Origin of the sequence: Hymenobacter sp. 15J16-1T3B (assembly GCF_020711235.1) — a bacterium.
Taxonomy (GTDB): domain Bacteria; phylum Bacteroidota; class Bacteroidia; order Cytophagales; family Hymenobacteraceae; genus Solirubrum.
Genome location: NZ_JAJFAV010000008.1, coordinates 252,243 through 268,489, shown reverse-complemented (window position 1 = coordinate 268,489; position 16,247 = coordinate 252,243). Strand labels below are relative to the sequence as shown.

General features: G+C 53.0%; 9 protein-coding genes. 6 read left to right on the top strand and 3 right to left on the bottom strand.

Going from position 1 to position 16,247, the window contains the following annotated elements; genetic code table 11:
• Nucleotides 1-280: 280 nt before the first annotated feature.
• The 3 genes from LJ737_RS15545 to LJ737_RS15535 form a co-directional block, all read right to left on the bottom strand.
• Complete coding sequence (locus LJ737_RS15545) at nucleotides 281-2,605, bottom strand: endonuclease (RefSeq protein ID WP_262907946.1); 2,325 nt, start codon at nucleotides 2,603-2,605, stop codon at nucleotides 281-283.
• Nucleotides 2,606-2,748: 143 nt separating this feature from the next.
• Nucleotides 2,749-3,492, bottom strand: a complete 744-nt coding sequence (locus LJ737_RS15540) for a hypothetical protein (RefSeq protein WP_227767325.1) — start codon at nucleotides 3,490-3,492, stop codon at nucleotides 2,749-2,751.
• 160 nt (nucleotides 3,493-3,652) lie between these two features.
• Nucleotides 3,653-4,150, bottom strand: coding sequence for a fasciclin domain-containing protein (locus LJ737_RS15535; RefSeq protein WP_227767364.1), 498 nt, complete (start codon nucleotides 4,148-4,150; stop codon nucleotides 3,653-3,655).
• Between the two features lie 536 nt (nucleotides 4,151-4,686).
• Between LJ737_RS15535 and LJ737_RS15530 the strand changes: the two genes are divergently transcribed.
• The 6 genes from LJ737_RS15530 (at nucleotide 4,687) to LJ737_RS15510 (ending at nucleotide 16,208) form a co-directional block, all read left to right on the top strand.
• Nucleotides 4,687-5,910, top strand: a complete 1,224-nt coding sequence (locus tag LJ737_RS15530) for a site-specific integrase (RefSeq protein WP_227767323.1) — start codon at nucleotides 4,687-4,689, stop codon at nucleotides 5,908-5,910.
• 173 nt (nucleotides 5,911-6,083) lie between these two features.
• Nucleotides 6,084-6,275 (top strand): transposase-like zinc-binding domain-containing protein, encoded by a 192-nt coding sequence (locus tag LJ737_RS27310; protein WP_501993664.1) that lies wholly within the window; start codon nucleotides 6,084-6,086, stop codon nucleotides 6,273-6,275.
• A 230-nt stretch (nucleotides 6,276-6,505) separates the two neighbouring features.
• Nucleotides 6,506-6,766, top strand: coding sequence for an IS1 family transposase (locus LJ737_RS15525; protein WP_227767320.1), 261 nt, complete (start codon nucleotides 6,506-6,508; stop codon nucleotides 6,764-6,766).
• A gap of 385 nt (nucleotides 6,767-7,151) precedes the next feature.
• The gene (locus LJ737_RS15520; protein WP_227767319.1) at nucleotides 7,152-10,547 is read left to right on the top strand and encodes a helicase-related protein; all 3,396 of its coding nucleotides are present in this window, start codon (nucleotides 7,152-7,154) and stop codon (nucleotides 10,545-10,547) included.
• 37 nt (nucleotides 10,548-10,584) lie between these two features.
• Entirely contained in the window at nucleotides 10,585-14,346 is a 3,762-nt protein-coding gene (locus LJ737_RS15515; protein WP_227767317.1) for an Eco57I restriction-modification methylase domain-containing protein, read from the top strand.
• Nucleotides 14,347-14,348: 2 nt separating this feature from the next.
• Nucleotides 14,349-16,208, top strand: a complete 1,860-nt coding sequence (locus LJ737_RS15510) for an AAA family ATPase (RefSeq protein WP_227767315.1) — start codon at nucleotides 14,349-14,351, stop codon at nucleotides 16,206-16,208.
• Nucleotides 16,209-16,247: the final 39 nt, after the last annotated feature.

Genomic DNA, 16,247 nt, shown 5'->3' with positions numbered 1-16,247 from the left:
CAGGGTGGGAAGTGGAATAGGGGCGGAGGCCCGGCGCCGGGTAGGCGACGCGAGGCCACGCAAGATACAATCAGCGCAGGGTCAATTGCAAAGCCGGTAGTTTGTTAATAGTCAAGCGGTAATGCGAGTGAATATTGCGTTGATTGTTCGTGAAAGGCCGGCTTCGGCCCAAACCGGCTCCGCGCCCGCTGCTGGCGCAGCCCGGTGCCGCACCCCACAAAAAAACGCCTCCCCGGCGGGGAAGGCGTTTTTCGTATAACGGCGACGTAGCAGCGCCGCACTAGCGTTGCACGGCGAGGCGGGCGGTGTACTGCTGCCCGGCCACCGTCACGCGCACCGAGTAAAGGCCAACCGGCAGCGCGGGCAGGGCCACGGAGGCTGCCTCGGCACCGTTGAGGGTGCGGGTGGTGCTCAGCACTTCGCGGCCCAGGGCATCGTAAAGGCCGATGCGGGCGGCTTGGCGGCCGCTCAGGCCCGGCAGGCGCAGCTGCACGGCGCTGGTAGCCGGGTTCGGGAACAGCTCCAGGCCCACGCCCAGCGCGTTGGGCTGCGCGGTGGCGGTGGTGGTGCAGGCGGTGCTGCTGTGGCTGCCCAGGCCCGAGAAGGCGTCGACGCCCACGGCCGTCCAGCCGGCGGCGGCGGTGCTCCACCGGGTGCTGCCGGCGCCCACGGTGGGCAGGCGGCGCAGGGTGTTGTCGAGGGTGGTGCCGCCCGAGACGGGCCAGTTCAGGCGCTGCCCGATGACGCCGATGATGTCCAGCGTGTCGGCGCCCTTGAACAGGGCCATGGCGTCGTCGCCGTTGAAGTCCACCACGTTGTTGGTCACGTTGGCCACGGCCGTTACGGCCGCCACCGAGGCCGTGGTAGCCACCACGTAGGTGCCGCCGGCGGCAATGGTGCCGCTCAGCGCGTAGGGCGCTTGCGGGGTCGTGCTGCCGTTGGCGTAGCGCAGCAGGCGGTAGCTGCTCAGGTTGATGGGGTTGGCCGTGGGGTTGTAGATTTCTACGGCCCGCGTCGCGCCGCTCGACTCCACGTATTCCGAGAAGAACAGGTCGGCGCAGTTGCCGGCGCCGCCCCCGCCGGGCAACGGAGCGTCGTCGTTGGTGATGGTCAGCACGTGGTTGATGGGGGCACTGGCGCTTACGCCGCCGCCGCTGGGCGTGCCCAGGCGCAGGCGCACCGTTTCATCGGCTTCCGACTGCGTGTCCCCGTTCACGGTCACCGTCACGGGCAGGGTAGTCACGCCGGCCGCGAAGCTCAGCGAGGTCGTGCTCAGGGTGTAGTCCGCAGCGTCGGCCGTGGTGCCGGCCGCGTCGACGGAGATGGGCAGGGTGAAGGCGCCGGTGGGCGTGGCACCGGTCAGCACCACGTTCACGGTGTAGGTGCTCGTGCCGGTATTGCCTTCCACGATGCTACCCGAGGCCGAGGCAAAGCTCACCAGCGGCGGCTGGCCGTCGTCGTTCGTAATGGTCAGGTCGTGCGCGTTCGGCGAGCCGACCGATACCCCCGTCGAGGTGGTGCCGAGCAACAGGCGCACGGTTTCGTTGGCTTCCGGCTGGGTGTCGCCGTTCACCGTCACGGTCACCGTCTGCGAAGTCTGGCCGGCGGCGAAGGTCACCGTCTGGCTCGTAAAGGTGTAGTCCGAAGGGCTAGTGGCGGTGGAGTTGGCCGCATCCACGCTCACCTGCACGGTTACCGGCGAGGTCTGGGCCTGGCTCAGCGTGAGCGCGGCGGTGTAGGTGCTCGTGCCCGAGTTGCCCTCCACGAGGCTGCCCGTGGCCGAAGCAAACGTCACCGTCGGGCCCACCACGAAGCCCCAGGCGCGGGCCACCAGCGAGGGGTCCACGATGTAGGGGTTGAAGTTGCCCTGGGACTTGGCGGCGCGGCGGTTTCGCTCCCGCTCGTGGGCATCGACCGGGTCGGCCAGGTGCCAGCGGTAGAGCGTCTGCAGGTCGGCCAGCGCCGTAATCACGTCCTTGCCCGAGTCAAAAGCCTCGTTGGCGTGCATGGTGTAGAAGTAGAACGCCGAGCGGGCCAGGTTGCCCTTGTGGTCTTCGCGGGGCTCAAACACCGAGCCCGCGTCCTCGCTCCACTCGTCGATGTTGCTCGTCGGAATGGTGCTCTGGCGGGTGGTGTTCCGCATCCAGATCTGGGTCTGCGAGTCGGGAATATCGGCAAACGGGTCGTTGCTGCGGATGTTGTTCCAGGTGTCGTAGGTGGGGTAGAGGTGGTGAATGTCGGAGCGCATGCGGCTCACCTCGTTAAACCACGACTGCGGAATGGTATGCTCGCAGTTGATCTGCCCCACGTTGCCGATAGTCGTCGTCACGGAGTCCAGGGTCACCGGCACGGAATAGCCCGAGTACACGCAGGTGAGCTGCCCGTTGTACACGTCCACGTAGTTGTACATCTTGGCGCGAGCCGTGCCGTAGCCCAGATCCACGCGCTTGCCGTCGTACCAATTTTGGCGCAGCCAGTCGCGCAGGGCGACGCCCTGCAGGTTAGTCGGCGGCGCCGGTGGCAAGACTTGGGCCGTAGCCGTGCCCAGCCCCAGGGCGGCCAGGGCCAGGGTAGCAAGGACGTGTTTCGCGGAGAAGTGCTTCATGCAATAAGAAGGGTGTGTTGGGAAATGGCAAGAATCTCAAAGGTCTTAAAATCATTCAGTGACTCGCCAACGAGGGCACAAAAAAAGCGGCGGGCCACGGTTAAGTTTCCGTGACCCGCCGCGCAGGCGTGGCGAAGCCGGGCTTACATGCCCGACTTCTCCTTCATTTTGTCTTTCTTCTCTTTCATTTTAGCCTCTTTTTCGGGCTTCATCCGGCGGCCCACGCGCATGTCATCGGCCGGGGCTGCCGGCGTGGTGACGCCGCCCACGGTGGTCGACGAGCCGCTCACCGGGCTGGTGTTGCCGGTCGGGTTCATGTCCGTACCGCTGTTGGTGCCGGTGTTGCCCGAGTTCATCGTGCCCGTGCCGGTCGTGTTCATCGTACCCGAGCCCGTCGTATTCATCGTGCCCGAGGTATTGGTGGTGTTGCTGCCGTTAGCCGGGGCCGTCGGCGTCGTAACGCCGCCGACGGTAGTCGACGAGCCGCTCACCGGGTTGGTGTTGCCGGTCGGGTTCATGTCCGAACCGCTGTTGGTCCCAGTGTTACCCGAGTTCATCGTGCCCGAGCCGGACGTGTTCGTCGTGCCCGACGAGCTGTTCATGCTCCCCGACGAGGACGAATTCATCATGGAGCCGTTGCTGCCGGTGCTCATCGTGGCGTCGGTGGTGCCGTTCATGGGCTTCACTTTGGCCTTCATCTTGTCGCCGGCGTCGGTTTTGCCTTTCAGTTTGGTGTTGCCGTTGTCGTCGTCCTTGGTCTTGGTTTTAGTGCCCATGTCCGAGGTTTTGGTCTTGGTGCCATCACTCGAGGTTTTGGTCGTTTGGGCTTCGGCGACGGTGCAAAGGGCCAGGCCCAGGGCGAGTACGGAAATGGTTTGCTTCAACATGACGGGGTCTTGGTTGGGAGGTTAGAGTAGGAACCTTGGTGCCCCTTATACGCAGCCGGGTGGTTCTGGATAATGCCAAGACCACTTGCACCCCCGCCGTACAGCCAAAAAGCCCTTTCTACGGCGCAGAAAGGGCTTTTTAGGCTGGTAAATTTGCCCCTTAGCGGGCCGGCATCAGCACCGTGTCCACCACGTGGGTCACGCCGTTGCTCGACACCACGTTCGGAATGGTCACCGTCGACATGCCGCCCTTGCTGTCGTGCAGCATCACCGAGTTGCCTTTTTTCATCACCGTCAGCGTTTCGCCTTCCACGGTGGTGAGCTTTTGCCCGTCTTTCAGGTCAGAAGCAAGGTAGCGGCCGGGCACTACGTGGTAGGTGAGCACCGTGGTCAGCTTGGCCTTGTTTTCGGGCTTCACCAGGGTTTCCACCGTGCCGGCGGGCAGCTTGTTGAAGGCTTCGTTGGTCGGGGCAAACACCGTGAACGGCCCCGCTCCCTGCAGCGTCGACACCAGGTCGGCGGCTTTCACGGCCGTCACCAGGGTAGTGTGGTCGGCCGAGCCCAGGGCGTTGGCCACGATGTCCTTGTCGGGCGTCATCATCGCGCCGCCCACCATCACGCCCGCCGACGAGCCGGCCATGCTGCCCGTGGCGCTCATGCTGCCGCCGGTGCTGCTGCCGTTCATAGCTTTGCGGTCCTTGGTTTTCATCTTCCCGTCCGTCGATTTGACTTTCTGGGCCACGGCCGTGGACGACAGACCGGTGCCGAGGGCCAGCAGCAGGGCAGTAGCGGCAAAAAAGTGCTTGATCATGGTGTTTGGGGTTTGGGTGTGGTTGGGTTAGACTATGCCCGACTTACGACGGCCGCTCCGCCCCCGGATTTGCGGCCGCTGAATTAGCCCCGTTCGGCCCGCTCCCCAATGGCCCAAAATGCCACCGCCCGGCTACCAGTGAAGGCGCCGGGCGGCTAGGACTGAGCAAGAATGTGTGGTCGCGACAAGAATCGAACCTAATTGCTTATTTTGGTTTGAACAATGCTAAAAAACCTCTTTATATAGGCTTAAACCGTGTTTTCGTCCAGATTTGGCTCTAGTGACATAGTGCGTAAACAAGATTAGAAACAAATATTTGTACCCCATGCTGTGCCCTGATATGGGTTCTGTGGCTACCTTTCTGAGGTCAAATCAGATCCACTATGGCAACCGTATCCTTTCACCTGAAAGACCCTAAGTCCGACAAGCCCACGGCTGTCTTCATCTGGTTCAATGCCGATGGCCGGCGAACCAAAATCTATACAGGATACAAGGTGGACCCTCAGCAATGGGATGCAGGGGAGCAGAAAGCAAAGACCCGTGGGCGTGGCTACTCTTCTACGAACGGCAGCACCAACGACGGCTTGAAGCTTATGGGCGAAACGCTGCAGGAGTATTATGCCGAGAAGCGTGCAAAGGGGCTTATCCCATCTGAAGAGGATTTGCGAAAAGCCATCGAGCCCCAGGAAGAGGTTAAGGTCGAAAAGCCAGAATTGCTTACCGACTTCGCTGCTTACATTGACCGACTGAATACTACACGGCGACCTGCTACGGCAAAATCGGCAAAGACCACGCTGAATCATCTGAAAGGCTATAGCACGCACAGCAAAACTCCACTCGATTACGAAGACCTAACTATGGTCTTCTTCGATGGCTTCACGAAGTATTTGCTGAACGTTCCGAAACTCACAGACAACAGCCTGAACAAACAGGTAACCATTCTCAAGCGCTTCCTGAATGATGCTGTGGTCCGTGGTCGTACCGAGCGGCAGGACTTTAAACGTTGGCATTGGAAGCGCCGGGAGCCGGATACGGTTGCTCTGACGCATGAAGAACTGGCGGCCATCGAGGAGCTGGAACTACCTGCCAAGCACTATCTGGACAATGTCCGCGGCCTATTCCTGCTCAGTTGCTACACAGCTCTCCGTTTCTCTGATGTGGAAGCTCTGCAGCCCTCTAACGACAAGGGTGACCGGCTGAAGGTCACCACGCAAAAGACCCGAGACAGCTTAACAATCCCGGTAAGTCCGAAAGCTCGCATCATCTTGGATCGAATGTGGGCCGGAGAAATTCACCCGATTTCCAATCAGAAGATGAATGCCTATTTAAAGGAATTGGCAAAGCGTGCTGGGGTGGACTCCGATACGGATCGACCAAAGTACCGAGCTGGAGAAAATATAGGAGCCGTTGCGCCCAAGTATCAGCTGATCAGTTCGCATACCGGCCGCAGAACCTTCGTGACATTAGCCATCAAGGACGGCGTACCGTGGGATGTTATCATGAAGGTGACAGGCCATAAGGACATAAAGTCGTTTATGAGATATGTAGGATCTACTGAAGAGCGACACATGGATGCGTTCTTCAGCTTGTGGAATAAAAAAGAATAAACCTTTGATTGGCGTATGTGGCGATACTTATCGAAGGGCTAATAGTGTTTGAGTTGCCTAACTGATCTGAGAGAAGCTGGCCGCAGACTGATGTGTTTGCATTAATGCCCGTTAGCTTTAATACTACCATCTAGGGTAGTGGCGCAACTGCGCTGACGTGCGTATAGCAGCAGATAGAAACCTGTCCTCACTGCGGCACTGCCGCGATGCGCAAGAATGGGCTGGCGCCGAACGGCAAGCAGCGCTACCACTGCCTAGCTGCGGGCGCACGCGTCGCACTTCACCCGGTCAAGGTGTGTATTCGAAAACGTGTAAGGCCGAAATCCTGCGCGCCTACCAGTAACGCACGAGTCTGCGAGGCTTGACGCGCATCTTCGGCGTGTCGCAGCAAACGGTTACGGCGTGGCTAAAAAAATGCCAACAGCTCCCACCGCGGCCGGTTGACGGGCTGGAACTGGATGAATTGTGCACGTTTGTGGGCCGCTATAGCCGCAAGGTATGGCTGTGATTAACGTTGTGCCGGCACACGCGCTAAGTTGTGGCCTACGCGCTGGACTGTCTGATCTGGAGCACGGCCCGCAACCTCTGCCACCACATGCCTGCCGCTGGACTACCGGCGCGCCTGGTGCTACACGGACATGCGGGAGGCCTACACCGGCGTCATCCCTGGCGTCAGCATCTGACGCCTACCTGCCGCGGCACGACCAACCACATCGAGCGGTTCAACGCCACGCTGCGCGCCCGCATCGGCCAGCTCGTGCGCAAGTCCCTGTACTTTTCCCGCTCGCTCAAGATTCTAAATGCCTACTTGCACCTGTTCTTGCACAATTACAATCTCACGCGTCAACCTACCTGAGCCACTACCCCATCCAAGATATATAGTAATCGATGTTAGGATGTGCCGTGATTGGCTTGCTTGGCTACTGCCCGACTTGTTGTCTACGAGTTCGGTAGCTGTACACCCTTATCGGGCTTGATAGTCCTCTACCGTGGTGGTGGCGGTTAAATAAGGATAAAGTTGCTAATTGAGCAAAGGTCTAATTTATAACAACTTGCCAAGGATGATTGAACATTCAAAAGTGCTGCAATAGGATTCACATTCAACACTTGCTGAAACCCTACAGCAGTTCCTGCTTCTGTTGCTGAGTACAGCCGAACGAATTTGTTAGCATAGTAAAATCTATGCTAATAAGTTTGCTGACTGCCGGCAAGTGGGGGCTGGTTTAGCACGCATCTTCAGAATGTCATTAACTCAAATTTTCACAAACCGAGCTGGGAATACTCTTATCAAGAAGCTTGAAGGGGTTTTTACGCACGTTCCGCAAATAGCTTGCTTCGACATACTGGTAGGGTACTTCCGAGCATCAGGGTATTTCCGGGTACGCCCACTTTTAAATAAGGTGCCTAAAGTGCGTATTCTGGTCGGCATCGATGTAGATCAGCTCACAAAGGCGTACCATGATCGAGGACAACAGTACATCAAGGATCCACAACAGACCAAGGATGAATTTGTGGCCAAGCTGGCACACGACATCCAGGGTGCAGCCTATGATCAAGAGACCGAAGAAGGACTAATACAATTTATTGATGATCTTCTCTTAGGAAAAATAGAGTTGCGCGCCCATCCTGATAAGACTATTCATGCAAAAGTATATATAGTTCGACCCGAGCCATTCAATGAGTACACTCCCTGTGAGTTCGTGACTGGTTCATCGAACTTGACGGCAGCCGGCCTAGGAATAAAGCAGGATTCGAATTATGAATTCAACATTAGTGTGCGGGAGTACGATCTGGTAAAGACAGCTACCGAAGAATTTGAGTTGTTGTGGGAGGAGTCAATACCAATTTTGAAAGCACAGGCTGAAGCGCTACGCAAAAAGACCTATCTGCGTGATGACTTTACCCCTTTCGAGTTGTACATCAAAATGTTATTGGAATTTTTTGGGCGGCGGGTAGATTTTGACCCTTATCATATTGAGCTACTGGTACCGTCTCATTATCGTCGGCTGAAGTATCAAACAGATGCAGCAAATCAGGGCTACGCCATCATGATGGTCCATCATGGCTTTATTCTGGCCGATGTGGTAGGATTAGGCAAGACCATCATTGCCTTGATGGTTATAAAGAAATTCATTTACGAGAATGGGACTCAGACTAAAGTATTGGTAGTATGCCCGCCCGCACTGGTACCTAACTGGCAGCGCACAGCCCGAGACTTTCAGGTAGAAAATCATTTCCGTTACATCACCAATGGCTCATTGCATAAGGTGTTGGATGAGGAAAACTATGATTATCCTAATGCAGATCAGTTTGACTTGGTAGTGGTCGATGAATCGCACAAGTTTCGGAACGATTACACAGGCATGTACCTGGAGCTACAGGAAATATGCAAACGGCCTCGGGTACGCCGAGGCGACAATGGAGATGATCGGAAGAAGGTAGTACTAGTATCGGCTACACCGTTGAACAACAGCCCAGCTGATATAGAAAACCAGCTTTACCTATTTCAAGATCGCCGAAACTCCACCCTAAGAGGGGTCCGTAACCTACAGGAGTATTTTAAGCCAATAAAGGAACGCTACAAAAAGCTATCAGCCGAGAAGCGGTTAAACCTGCCTAAGCTCAAGGCGTTGTTTGCGCAACTTCGCAATGATGTAATTGAACCGTTAGTAATTCGGCGCACTCGCAAAGACATTGAAAACAATCCGGAATATCTGACCGATTTGAAGGCGCAGGGCATCAAATTCCCAAAACAGCGCGAGCCTATAGCAGTAGAATACGTCCTAGATGCAAAGCTAGCACGACTGTTTGCCGACACGGTGGAATTAATAACGGGATTGGATGAACACGGAGAAGATGCACCTGGTCTGCAGTATTATCGGTACCGTGCCATTGAACACTTAGACGACGAAGAAGCGGCTCGTAAACTTTACGGGAACGTAACGAATATTTCAGACCGGCTTGCCAGTATCATGAGAACATTGCTCGTGAAGCGGCTAGAGAGTTCATTCTGTGCCTTCCGTGGCTCACTTACCCGATTACACAAGGCCATAGGCAACATGCTGGACATGTTTGACAATGACCGAATTTTTATTGCGCCTGACTTAGATGTTAACGAGCTGTTAGAAAAAGGCTACAGCTATGATGAAATAGAGGAAAAAATTAATGAGAAGGCCGGCAATAACCGAGCTTTTAAAGCGAAGGAATTTAAAAAGGACTTTGTTGAGTTACTTCGGGCAGAGCAAAAGCAAGTGGCCGCATTGTTAAAACGCTGGCAGCAAGTACACCGCGACCCCAAACTTGACGAATTTATTGGGCGGGTGAACAAAGAGTTCCTCAACCTCACCACCAATCCTAGCGGAAAGCTGGTTATTTTCACTGAGAGTACCGAAACGGCTGCAGACCTAGTGGCATGTTTGCAAGAGCATGATTATGACCGAGTGCTTAGTGTAAATGCCGCTAATCGTAAAGACCTGCAGCAGGTAATTCGTAACAACTTCGATGCTAATCTAGCAGAGGACAAGTGGGCTCACGATTACGATATCATCATTACAACGGAAGTACTGGCGGAAGGCGTCAACCTACACCGAGCAAGTGTACTAGTAAACTACGATGTGCCGTGGAATGCCACGCGCCTTATGCAGCGCATTGGCCGCGTAAACCGAATTGGTACGCGAGCTGAAGAAGTGCTGGTTTATAACTTCTACCCCTCAGCCGAAGGTGATGTGCAGATTACGCTAGTAAATAAAGCTTTACGCAAGCTGCAAGCCTTTCATACAGCATTTGGGGAGGATAATAAGATATTTTCGGTCCTTGAAGAAGTAGGGGATGGTAAGCTATTCGGCAGCAAGGTGCAGCAGGAAGAAAGCGAAACGGAAAAGTATCTAACATTCCTGCGGAAGTTTAAGCGAGAGAATCCGAAGCAGTTTCTTGAAATTGCTCGTCTGCCACACAAAGCCAGATGTGGTCGCGACGCCGCCCAAGTTCCTAAAAAGCGGCGCCCTATATATGATGTAGAAAGTCAAGCGACTCACCCACTAGAGGGAACATCCTTGGCATATTTTAAAGCGGAGAATCACCCAGGTACATTCTGCTTAGTGCCTGCCAGTCAGCAGCCAGTTGAACTGACATTTCTGGAGGCGGCCCGCATATTTGAGGCTATGCAAACGGAAAAAGCAGCACCTTTGCCAGACGCGCATCACCAGCAAACCCAACATGGGCTTGCCTTCTTTCTGTCTGACCAAGTTCAAGAGAAAATAAGCAAGTCGGTGGACCGCCGGCAACTCAACAATACAGAGAATACAGCGCTAAAGAATTTGAGTTTCTTACTCAAACACGCTCCTACGGAGCAAAAGCGTAAGGCCTTGCTTAGGTTTCGAAAAGCCTTAGAGTCTGGAATGTTTGCCGCTAAAGGCTTACCAAAAGAGATTAATGCTTTCTGTACCAAGCACGCCAAGCTGATGGCCAATCAGCCACAATTCCAAGAGAAGCTGTTCGAAGAAGTACTTGATCGATATGCTTTATCAGCTACGGATGACGATAGGCCATCGGAGCCTATGCACGCACCGCGTCCTATTATAAATCCTCGAATTGTGCTGACAATCAGCTTTGCCGCTCACCCGGTAATCGCGGACTAATGCTTCTTCCTTTCCTCTAGGTTTCTTGTCTTCATTCATGAGTAAGCTTGATTTTCGTACCGCGCTGGCACGTCCTTATGACCGGGTTAGCTTTGTACATGATGTGTTGCGACCGGTTTTTGGGGGAGTAGGACGGTTGCGCGTCTTCAGCCGTGACGAATCTGCTGGCACCTTAACAGCAGCCGATCAGCGCTTAGTGCAAACGGCGGTGCAATACGGAGAATTGACGCTTGATGATGGCACGGAAGTACGTTGCCTGGAAGTGCGGCTGCAGCATCAGGTGCGACCGGAGCAAAGCCGGATAGGTATTCAGCAACTAGTGCGTCGGCTGCTCACAGCTGGCCAGGCTGCACTGGTAAACTTCGTTCCGGCCGCCAATGAAGCAGGTACTCAGCCTTGGCGACTGACATTGGTAGCTAGGGATACAGTACTACGCGACGAACAGCTGCAAGAGCATACTACACATGCGCGGCGCTACACCTACCTGCTAGGGCCAGGGCAGGCTGTACGTACACCAAATACGCGCTTACAGCAGTTGGTAGCGGCTACCGACCTCTCACTAGAGACACTGGTGAAGGCTTTTGAGGTGGAAGTGCTCAGCAAAGAATTTTTCAAGGAATATAAGCAGCACTATGTACGGTTTAGCGAAGCACTAGCAAAAAGCAACTTCAAGAAATCCGTTTTCAACGGAGATGAGAAGGCCATCCGGGACTTTGCAAAGAAGCTATTAGGGCGGCTAGTATTTCTGTATTTCGTGCAGAAGAAAGGCTGGCTAGGAGCTAGTAGCACCGAGTATGCCGATGGAGACCCAGACTTTGTAATGCAACTGTTTATTGCGTCCGGGGCTAACGATACCTTTTATCCAGTTTGGTTGAGTAAGCTGTTTTTTGAAACACTGAACGAACGGCGTACAAATGACAAGTTTGTAATGCCTGATAAGCAAGAGGTACATGTGCCTTTTCTGAATGGGGGGCTATTTGACCGCAGTGCTTATGATGGGGCTACTCTAACATTGCCAGCTATACTATTTGCGCATCCAACCCACGGCGACGATCCTAATAAACGGGGCTACCTAGACTTTCTGAATTCCTACAACTTCACGATCTATGAAGACAGCCCAGACGACCAGACCGTAGCTGTGGATCCCGAGATGCTGGGGCATATTTTCGAGAATCTGCTGGAGGAAAACCGGGCGAAAGGTGCTATTTACACTCCCCGTGCAATTGTGCACTTTATGTGCCAGCAGAGCTTGGTGCGCTATCTGGAAAATGAGATAGGTATACAATACGGTGCACAAATACGGCAGCTGATTATTGACAAACGTGTGGAGCGACTGTCACCAGACCTGCTGCGAGATATTGATGAGGCATTGAGCCGAGTGAAAGTGTGCGACCCAGCTATTGGCTCGGGCGCTTTTCCAATGGGGCTGCTCCAGGAGATTTTTGCTGTCCAGGAGCTAATTCATTATGAGCAGGGCTTGAAGACCTGGTCGCCGGCAAGGGTAAAGGCACGAATTATTCAGCAGTCCATATATGGGGTGGATGTGGATGCTGGAGCGGTAGATATCGCCCGGCTGCGCTTCTGGCTTGCATTAGTGGTAGATGAAACACAGCCGCGAGAGTTACCTAACCTCGACTACAAAATCATGCAAGGCAATAGCCTTCTTGAAAGTTTCGAGGGTATTGCGCTGGATAACTTAACCGGCACAGCCGACGACGAGCCCAGCTTTGCCAAGAGCACACAGCTATTACTAGGGCAAGAGTTCAGCCATACTGCTCAGGGAACGCTGGTTTTCAGCGCAGCCAAGCAACAGGAGTTGGAGCAAATGATGCATGAATTTTATGAGGTAACGGATCCAGTTCAGAAGCGCAAAAAGCGTGACCAGATAAATACACTGATCGAAAAGCAACTCAAGGAATATCTAACCAAGAAAAAAACGTCTCTTGACAAGCGTATCAAAGCCGAAGAAACGGAACTCCGGGCTCACTTTGGACCTCAGTTTGCCACTGTGATCAAACCCAAGTCGGCTCAAGGCAAGAAATATGCGCTATTACAAGCCGAGCGAACAGCCTGGGAAGCCAAAATTGATCGATTATTGGCGTTTCAGAAAGGAACTGATCGTCCTTTTTTCCTATGGCACACTTATTTCCGAGAGGTATTCACTGGGCCCAACCCTGGCTTTGACATTGTGGTCGCGAACCCTCCTTATATCCGGGTTCAGGGCGTAAAAAGTACACAAGATCGGGAGAAAGAGCAGTATGAGGCTACTTATCGGGGTGTAGCCGAGGGAGCCTACGACTTAGCCAACCTGTTTGTGGTGCTGGCTTTACGTTTAGGGAACCAGCGCTGCACCAACTGTTTTATTTTCCCACATAAATTCTTCAATTCTGATGCAGGCACTGGCATTCGTGAATTGCTGCTGAATGGCAGCAATGAGTTGAAACTAGGTGGGCAGCACGTGCACAAAGTTGCGCACTTCGGAGCCAACCAGATATTCAACGAAGCTGATACCTATGTATGCATAGCACTATTTTCACCAGAGCCTGCCACACAGGGTTTTCGAATTCAAAAGTTCGCTCTTGGAGAAGACTATCATGCTCTAATGAATGACGAAAGCCGCTACCGTTTAGTGCCTTATGAGCGGCTGCAGCGGGCTTCCCGACTTTACGGTAGCAATCAGTGGATTTTCTTCAGAGAAGCTGAAGAGTACGACCTTTTTGAGGAAATTTACAGTAGCCGTAGACGGTTTGTAGACATTTTTGAGGACATTTTTCAAGGAATAGCTACCAGCAACGATAAGCTCTATATTCTGGAGGTGACGGAAGAAAACCATTTATATTACTGGGGAAAAAATGGGTTAAGCGACAGAATCTGGCAGGTAGAAAAAACTTTCTTCAAGCCGATGCTGAAAGGGCGTGATGTTCAACGGTATGAACCGCTGGCAACCCAAGCCTACGTCTTCTTTCCTTACATTGTGAAAAGTGATGAGCCAGAGGTAGTACCGTTGGCAGACATTAAAACTGCTTATCCCTATACGTATGAGTATGTGGTAAAGCAATCGGACATGTTCAAGGCTAGGGAAAGTGGTAAGGCCGGGAAAATGCCCCATTGGCACAGCTATATCTACCCTAAGAACATTGTCAAATTTGAGAGAAAACAGCGGCGCCTTTCTAACATGGAGATTTGCGCCACTCACCCGAATGTTACAATCAATGATGGAACATTCTACCATAACACAAAAGTGTATAGTTGGGTGAAAAAGGCCGATGTGGAGGAGAGCTATGAATACTTGCTAGCTCTCGCTAATTCACAGCTAATGTGGTGGTTCCTTAAAAATACTGGTGACACACTGCAGGGTGATGCCCGGACGTTGAAGACCAATTACCTATACCCCTTCCCGGTGCCGGTAGCGGCAGTCTCAGAGCGAGATGCACTAGCTACATTGGCCGTTTATTTGTTGTGGCTGGGTGATGCAAATAATCCCGCTGTAAGTAAGCTTGTTAGCAATGCAGCGGTAGCCCAGTACTTGCGCCAGGTGGTAGACGTAGCGGTGTGCGAGTTGTATTTCCAGGACCACATGAACACGCAGGAAATAGATGTGCTGCGCTTTTTGGAGAAAGAGGTGACATCGCTACCGAATGGGTCTGCACTAGAACAGGCCGCCACAATCGGAAAGGTATATGCTGCTTGGCAGGAGCCCAACAGTCCTGTTCGCAACCGTCTTAAAGTGGCCCGTTCCAATAGCCCCGATAAGCTTGCTTACATCCTACAACCCGCTCTACCTAAAACTGATTACTAAATATGAAGCGTATTAAAACTCTCGAGTTAAATAATTTTAAGGCATTTCGGCAGCAAATATTTGATTTCGAAGGCCGTCATGCCTTGGTGTTTGGTAATAATGGCAGTGGCAAGTCGTCGTTGTTCTGGGCTCTTTATTCCTTTCTGCAAAGCAGTCACAAGTCTACGAAAGAGGTACGTGAGTACTTCCGGCATTTTGACCCAGCTGACTCGCTCACGCAGCGCAGCTTGGTGAATGTTTATGCCCCTAGTACTGAAGAAGCCCGTATCCGATTGACCTGGGAAGACGAGTTAAAGGTGACTGGCAGCTATGAGATATCAGCTACGGTGGTTAACACTGACAATCCTGTAGTGAAGCGAGCCGACCTAGCCTCAGACTTCATCAACTATAAGTTGCTGCAAAATTTTTACAACGTCACGCATAAGGAAGGTATCAACCTGTGGGACGTATTTCGACGAGACATCTTTCCCTACTTTTTGGATCAGTATGACCGACCCTACCGTGAAGTAATAGAGAAGATAGGCCGTACTAAGGCTCGAGCGGCAGCCAGCAAAAACCAGTTTGATGCAGATCTAAAACAATTAAACTTAGATATAGAGGGCTTTATTGGAACTGTGGCCCGTAATGCTAATGATTTCTTAAAAACGCATTTTTTTGACGGCGAAGAGCGACTGCGGGTGGTTCTGGAGTTTGGCAAAGCGCAGTACCTCACCGCTGACTGGGTAAAGCAGCGCAACGAAGCCCAGAAAAAAGGCTGGGCATTGCCTGGCCGTGAAATCAGGATGTGGGTACAAGTGTATGATCGCATGGCAAATGTTTGGCGTGATCAGCACCGGCCCCATTCGTTTTTGAACGAGGCGCAACTGACTCGAGTAGCGTTAGCCGTACGCATCGGAGCACTGCAGACCCGAGTACAGAATAACGACTTCCAAGTGCTATGCCTAGACGACATGCTCATCAGCTTGGACATGTCGAACCGAATGCAGGTGCTGGATTGGCTGTTTAGTGAGGAGCAAGGGCTGCTACAGCGGTTTCAACTGATTATTATGACACACGATAAGCAGTTCTATCAAGTCGTGCGCCACTATATCGAAACCAAAAGCAACGCTAAAGACTGGTGGTTTCCCGAGCTGTATATGGATGCCTTTCATGGCCAACAGCAGCCTCGTCTCACTTCCACTAACAGCAGCTATCTAGAACTGGCTCAGAAGCATTTTGAAGAGTTTGAATTTCCTGCCTGTGCAAATTACCTGCGCAAAGAAGCCGAACGAGCACTGCGGGCGTTTCTGCCCCCTAACCGATGCTACACCGTTGCCGAGGATGGAGAAATGAAGCCCAAAATGCTAGATGCATTGCTTACAGAGCTGACCAGAGTATTTGACGAATGTGGAGGAAGGCAATTAGGGGTATTAGATAACCTACGCCTCTACAAGAATTTGCTACTGAATCCTCTTTCGCACGACAATATGGGGACAACCGTACATCAGAATGAACTAAACAAACTGTTGTACGAAGTAATGCCTGAACTACAGAAGCTGTCGAGTCGAGAGGTTATTTCATTACGGCCAAAAACACCGACTTATGTAAGACTCACAGTAGAGGACGCTGCTGGCGCATCTTGCGACTTTAAACTGCTGCTACTGGAAAACTTCCGAGAATACACTTTCGTCGACGGCAGCCGGGATGTTTCATCTCCGATGTGCCGAGGGTTAGAAAAGCATGTGGCTGGTCAGCCTGTAGTGGAACTGGGAAAATCCGGCGAGGCCAACCATTTACAAGACGCGTACCGTAAGATTCGACATTCGTTAGGTATAGCGACCCAGCCCCCATTTTATTTGCCTAATATCGTAAAGCTTTGGTAAGCCCACAGTAGTACTGAGTGTTTATCGACATACATTATT

Coding starts and splice junctions, on each gene's coding strand:
- LJ737_RS15545 (WP_262907946.1), bottom strand. CDS start 2,605: ATGAAGCACTTCTCCGCGAAACACGTCCTTGCTACCCTGGCCCTGGCC.
- LJ737_RS15540 (WP_227767325.1), bottom strand. CDS start 3,492: ATGTTGAAGCAAACCATTTCCGTACTCGCCCTGGGCCTGGCCCTTTGC.
- LJ737_RS15535 (WP_227767364.1), bottom strand. CDS start 4,150: ATGAGCGCCACGGGCAGCATGGCCGGCTCGTCGGCGGGCGTGATGGTG.
- LJ737_RS15530 (WP_227767323.1), top strand. CDS start 4,687: ATGGCAACCGTATCCTTTCACCTGAAAGACCCTAAGTCCGACAAGCCC.
- LJ737_RS15525 (WP_227767320.1), top strand. CDS start 6,506: ATGCCTGCCGCTGGACTACCGGCGCGCCTGGTGCTACACGGACATGCG.
- LJ737_RS15520 (WP_227767319.1), top strand. CDS start 7,152: ATGTCATTAACTCAAATTTTCACAAACCGAGCTGGGAATACTCTTATC.
- LJ737_RS15515 (WP_227767317.1), top strand. CDS start 10,585: ATGAGTAAGCTTGATTTTCGTACCGCGCTGGCACGTCCTTATGACCGG.
- LJ737_RS15510 (WP_227767315.1), top strand. CDS start 14,349: ATGAAGCGTATTAAAACTCTCGAGTTAAATAATTTTAAGGCATTTCGG.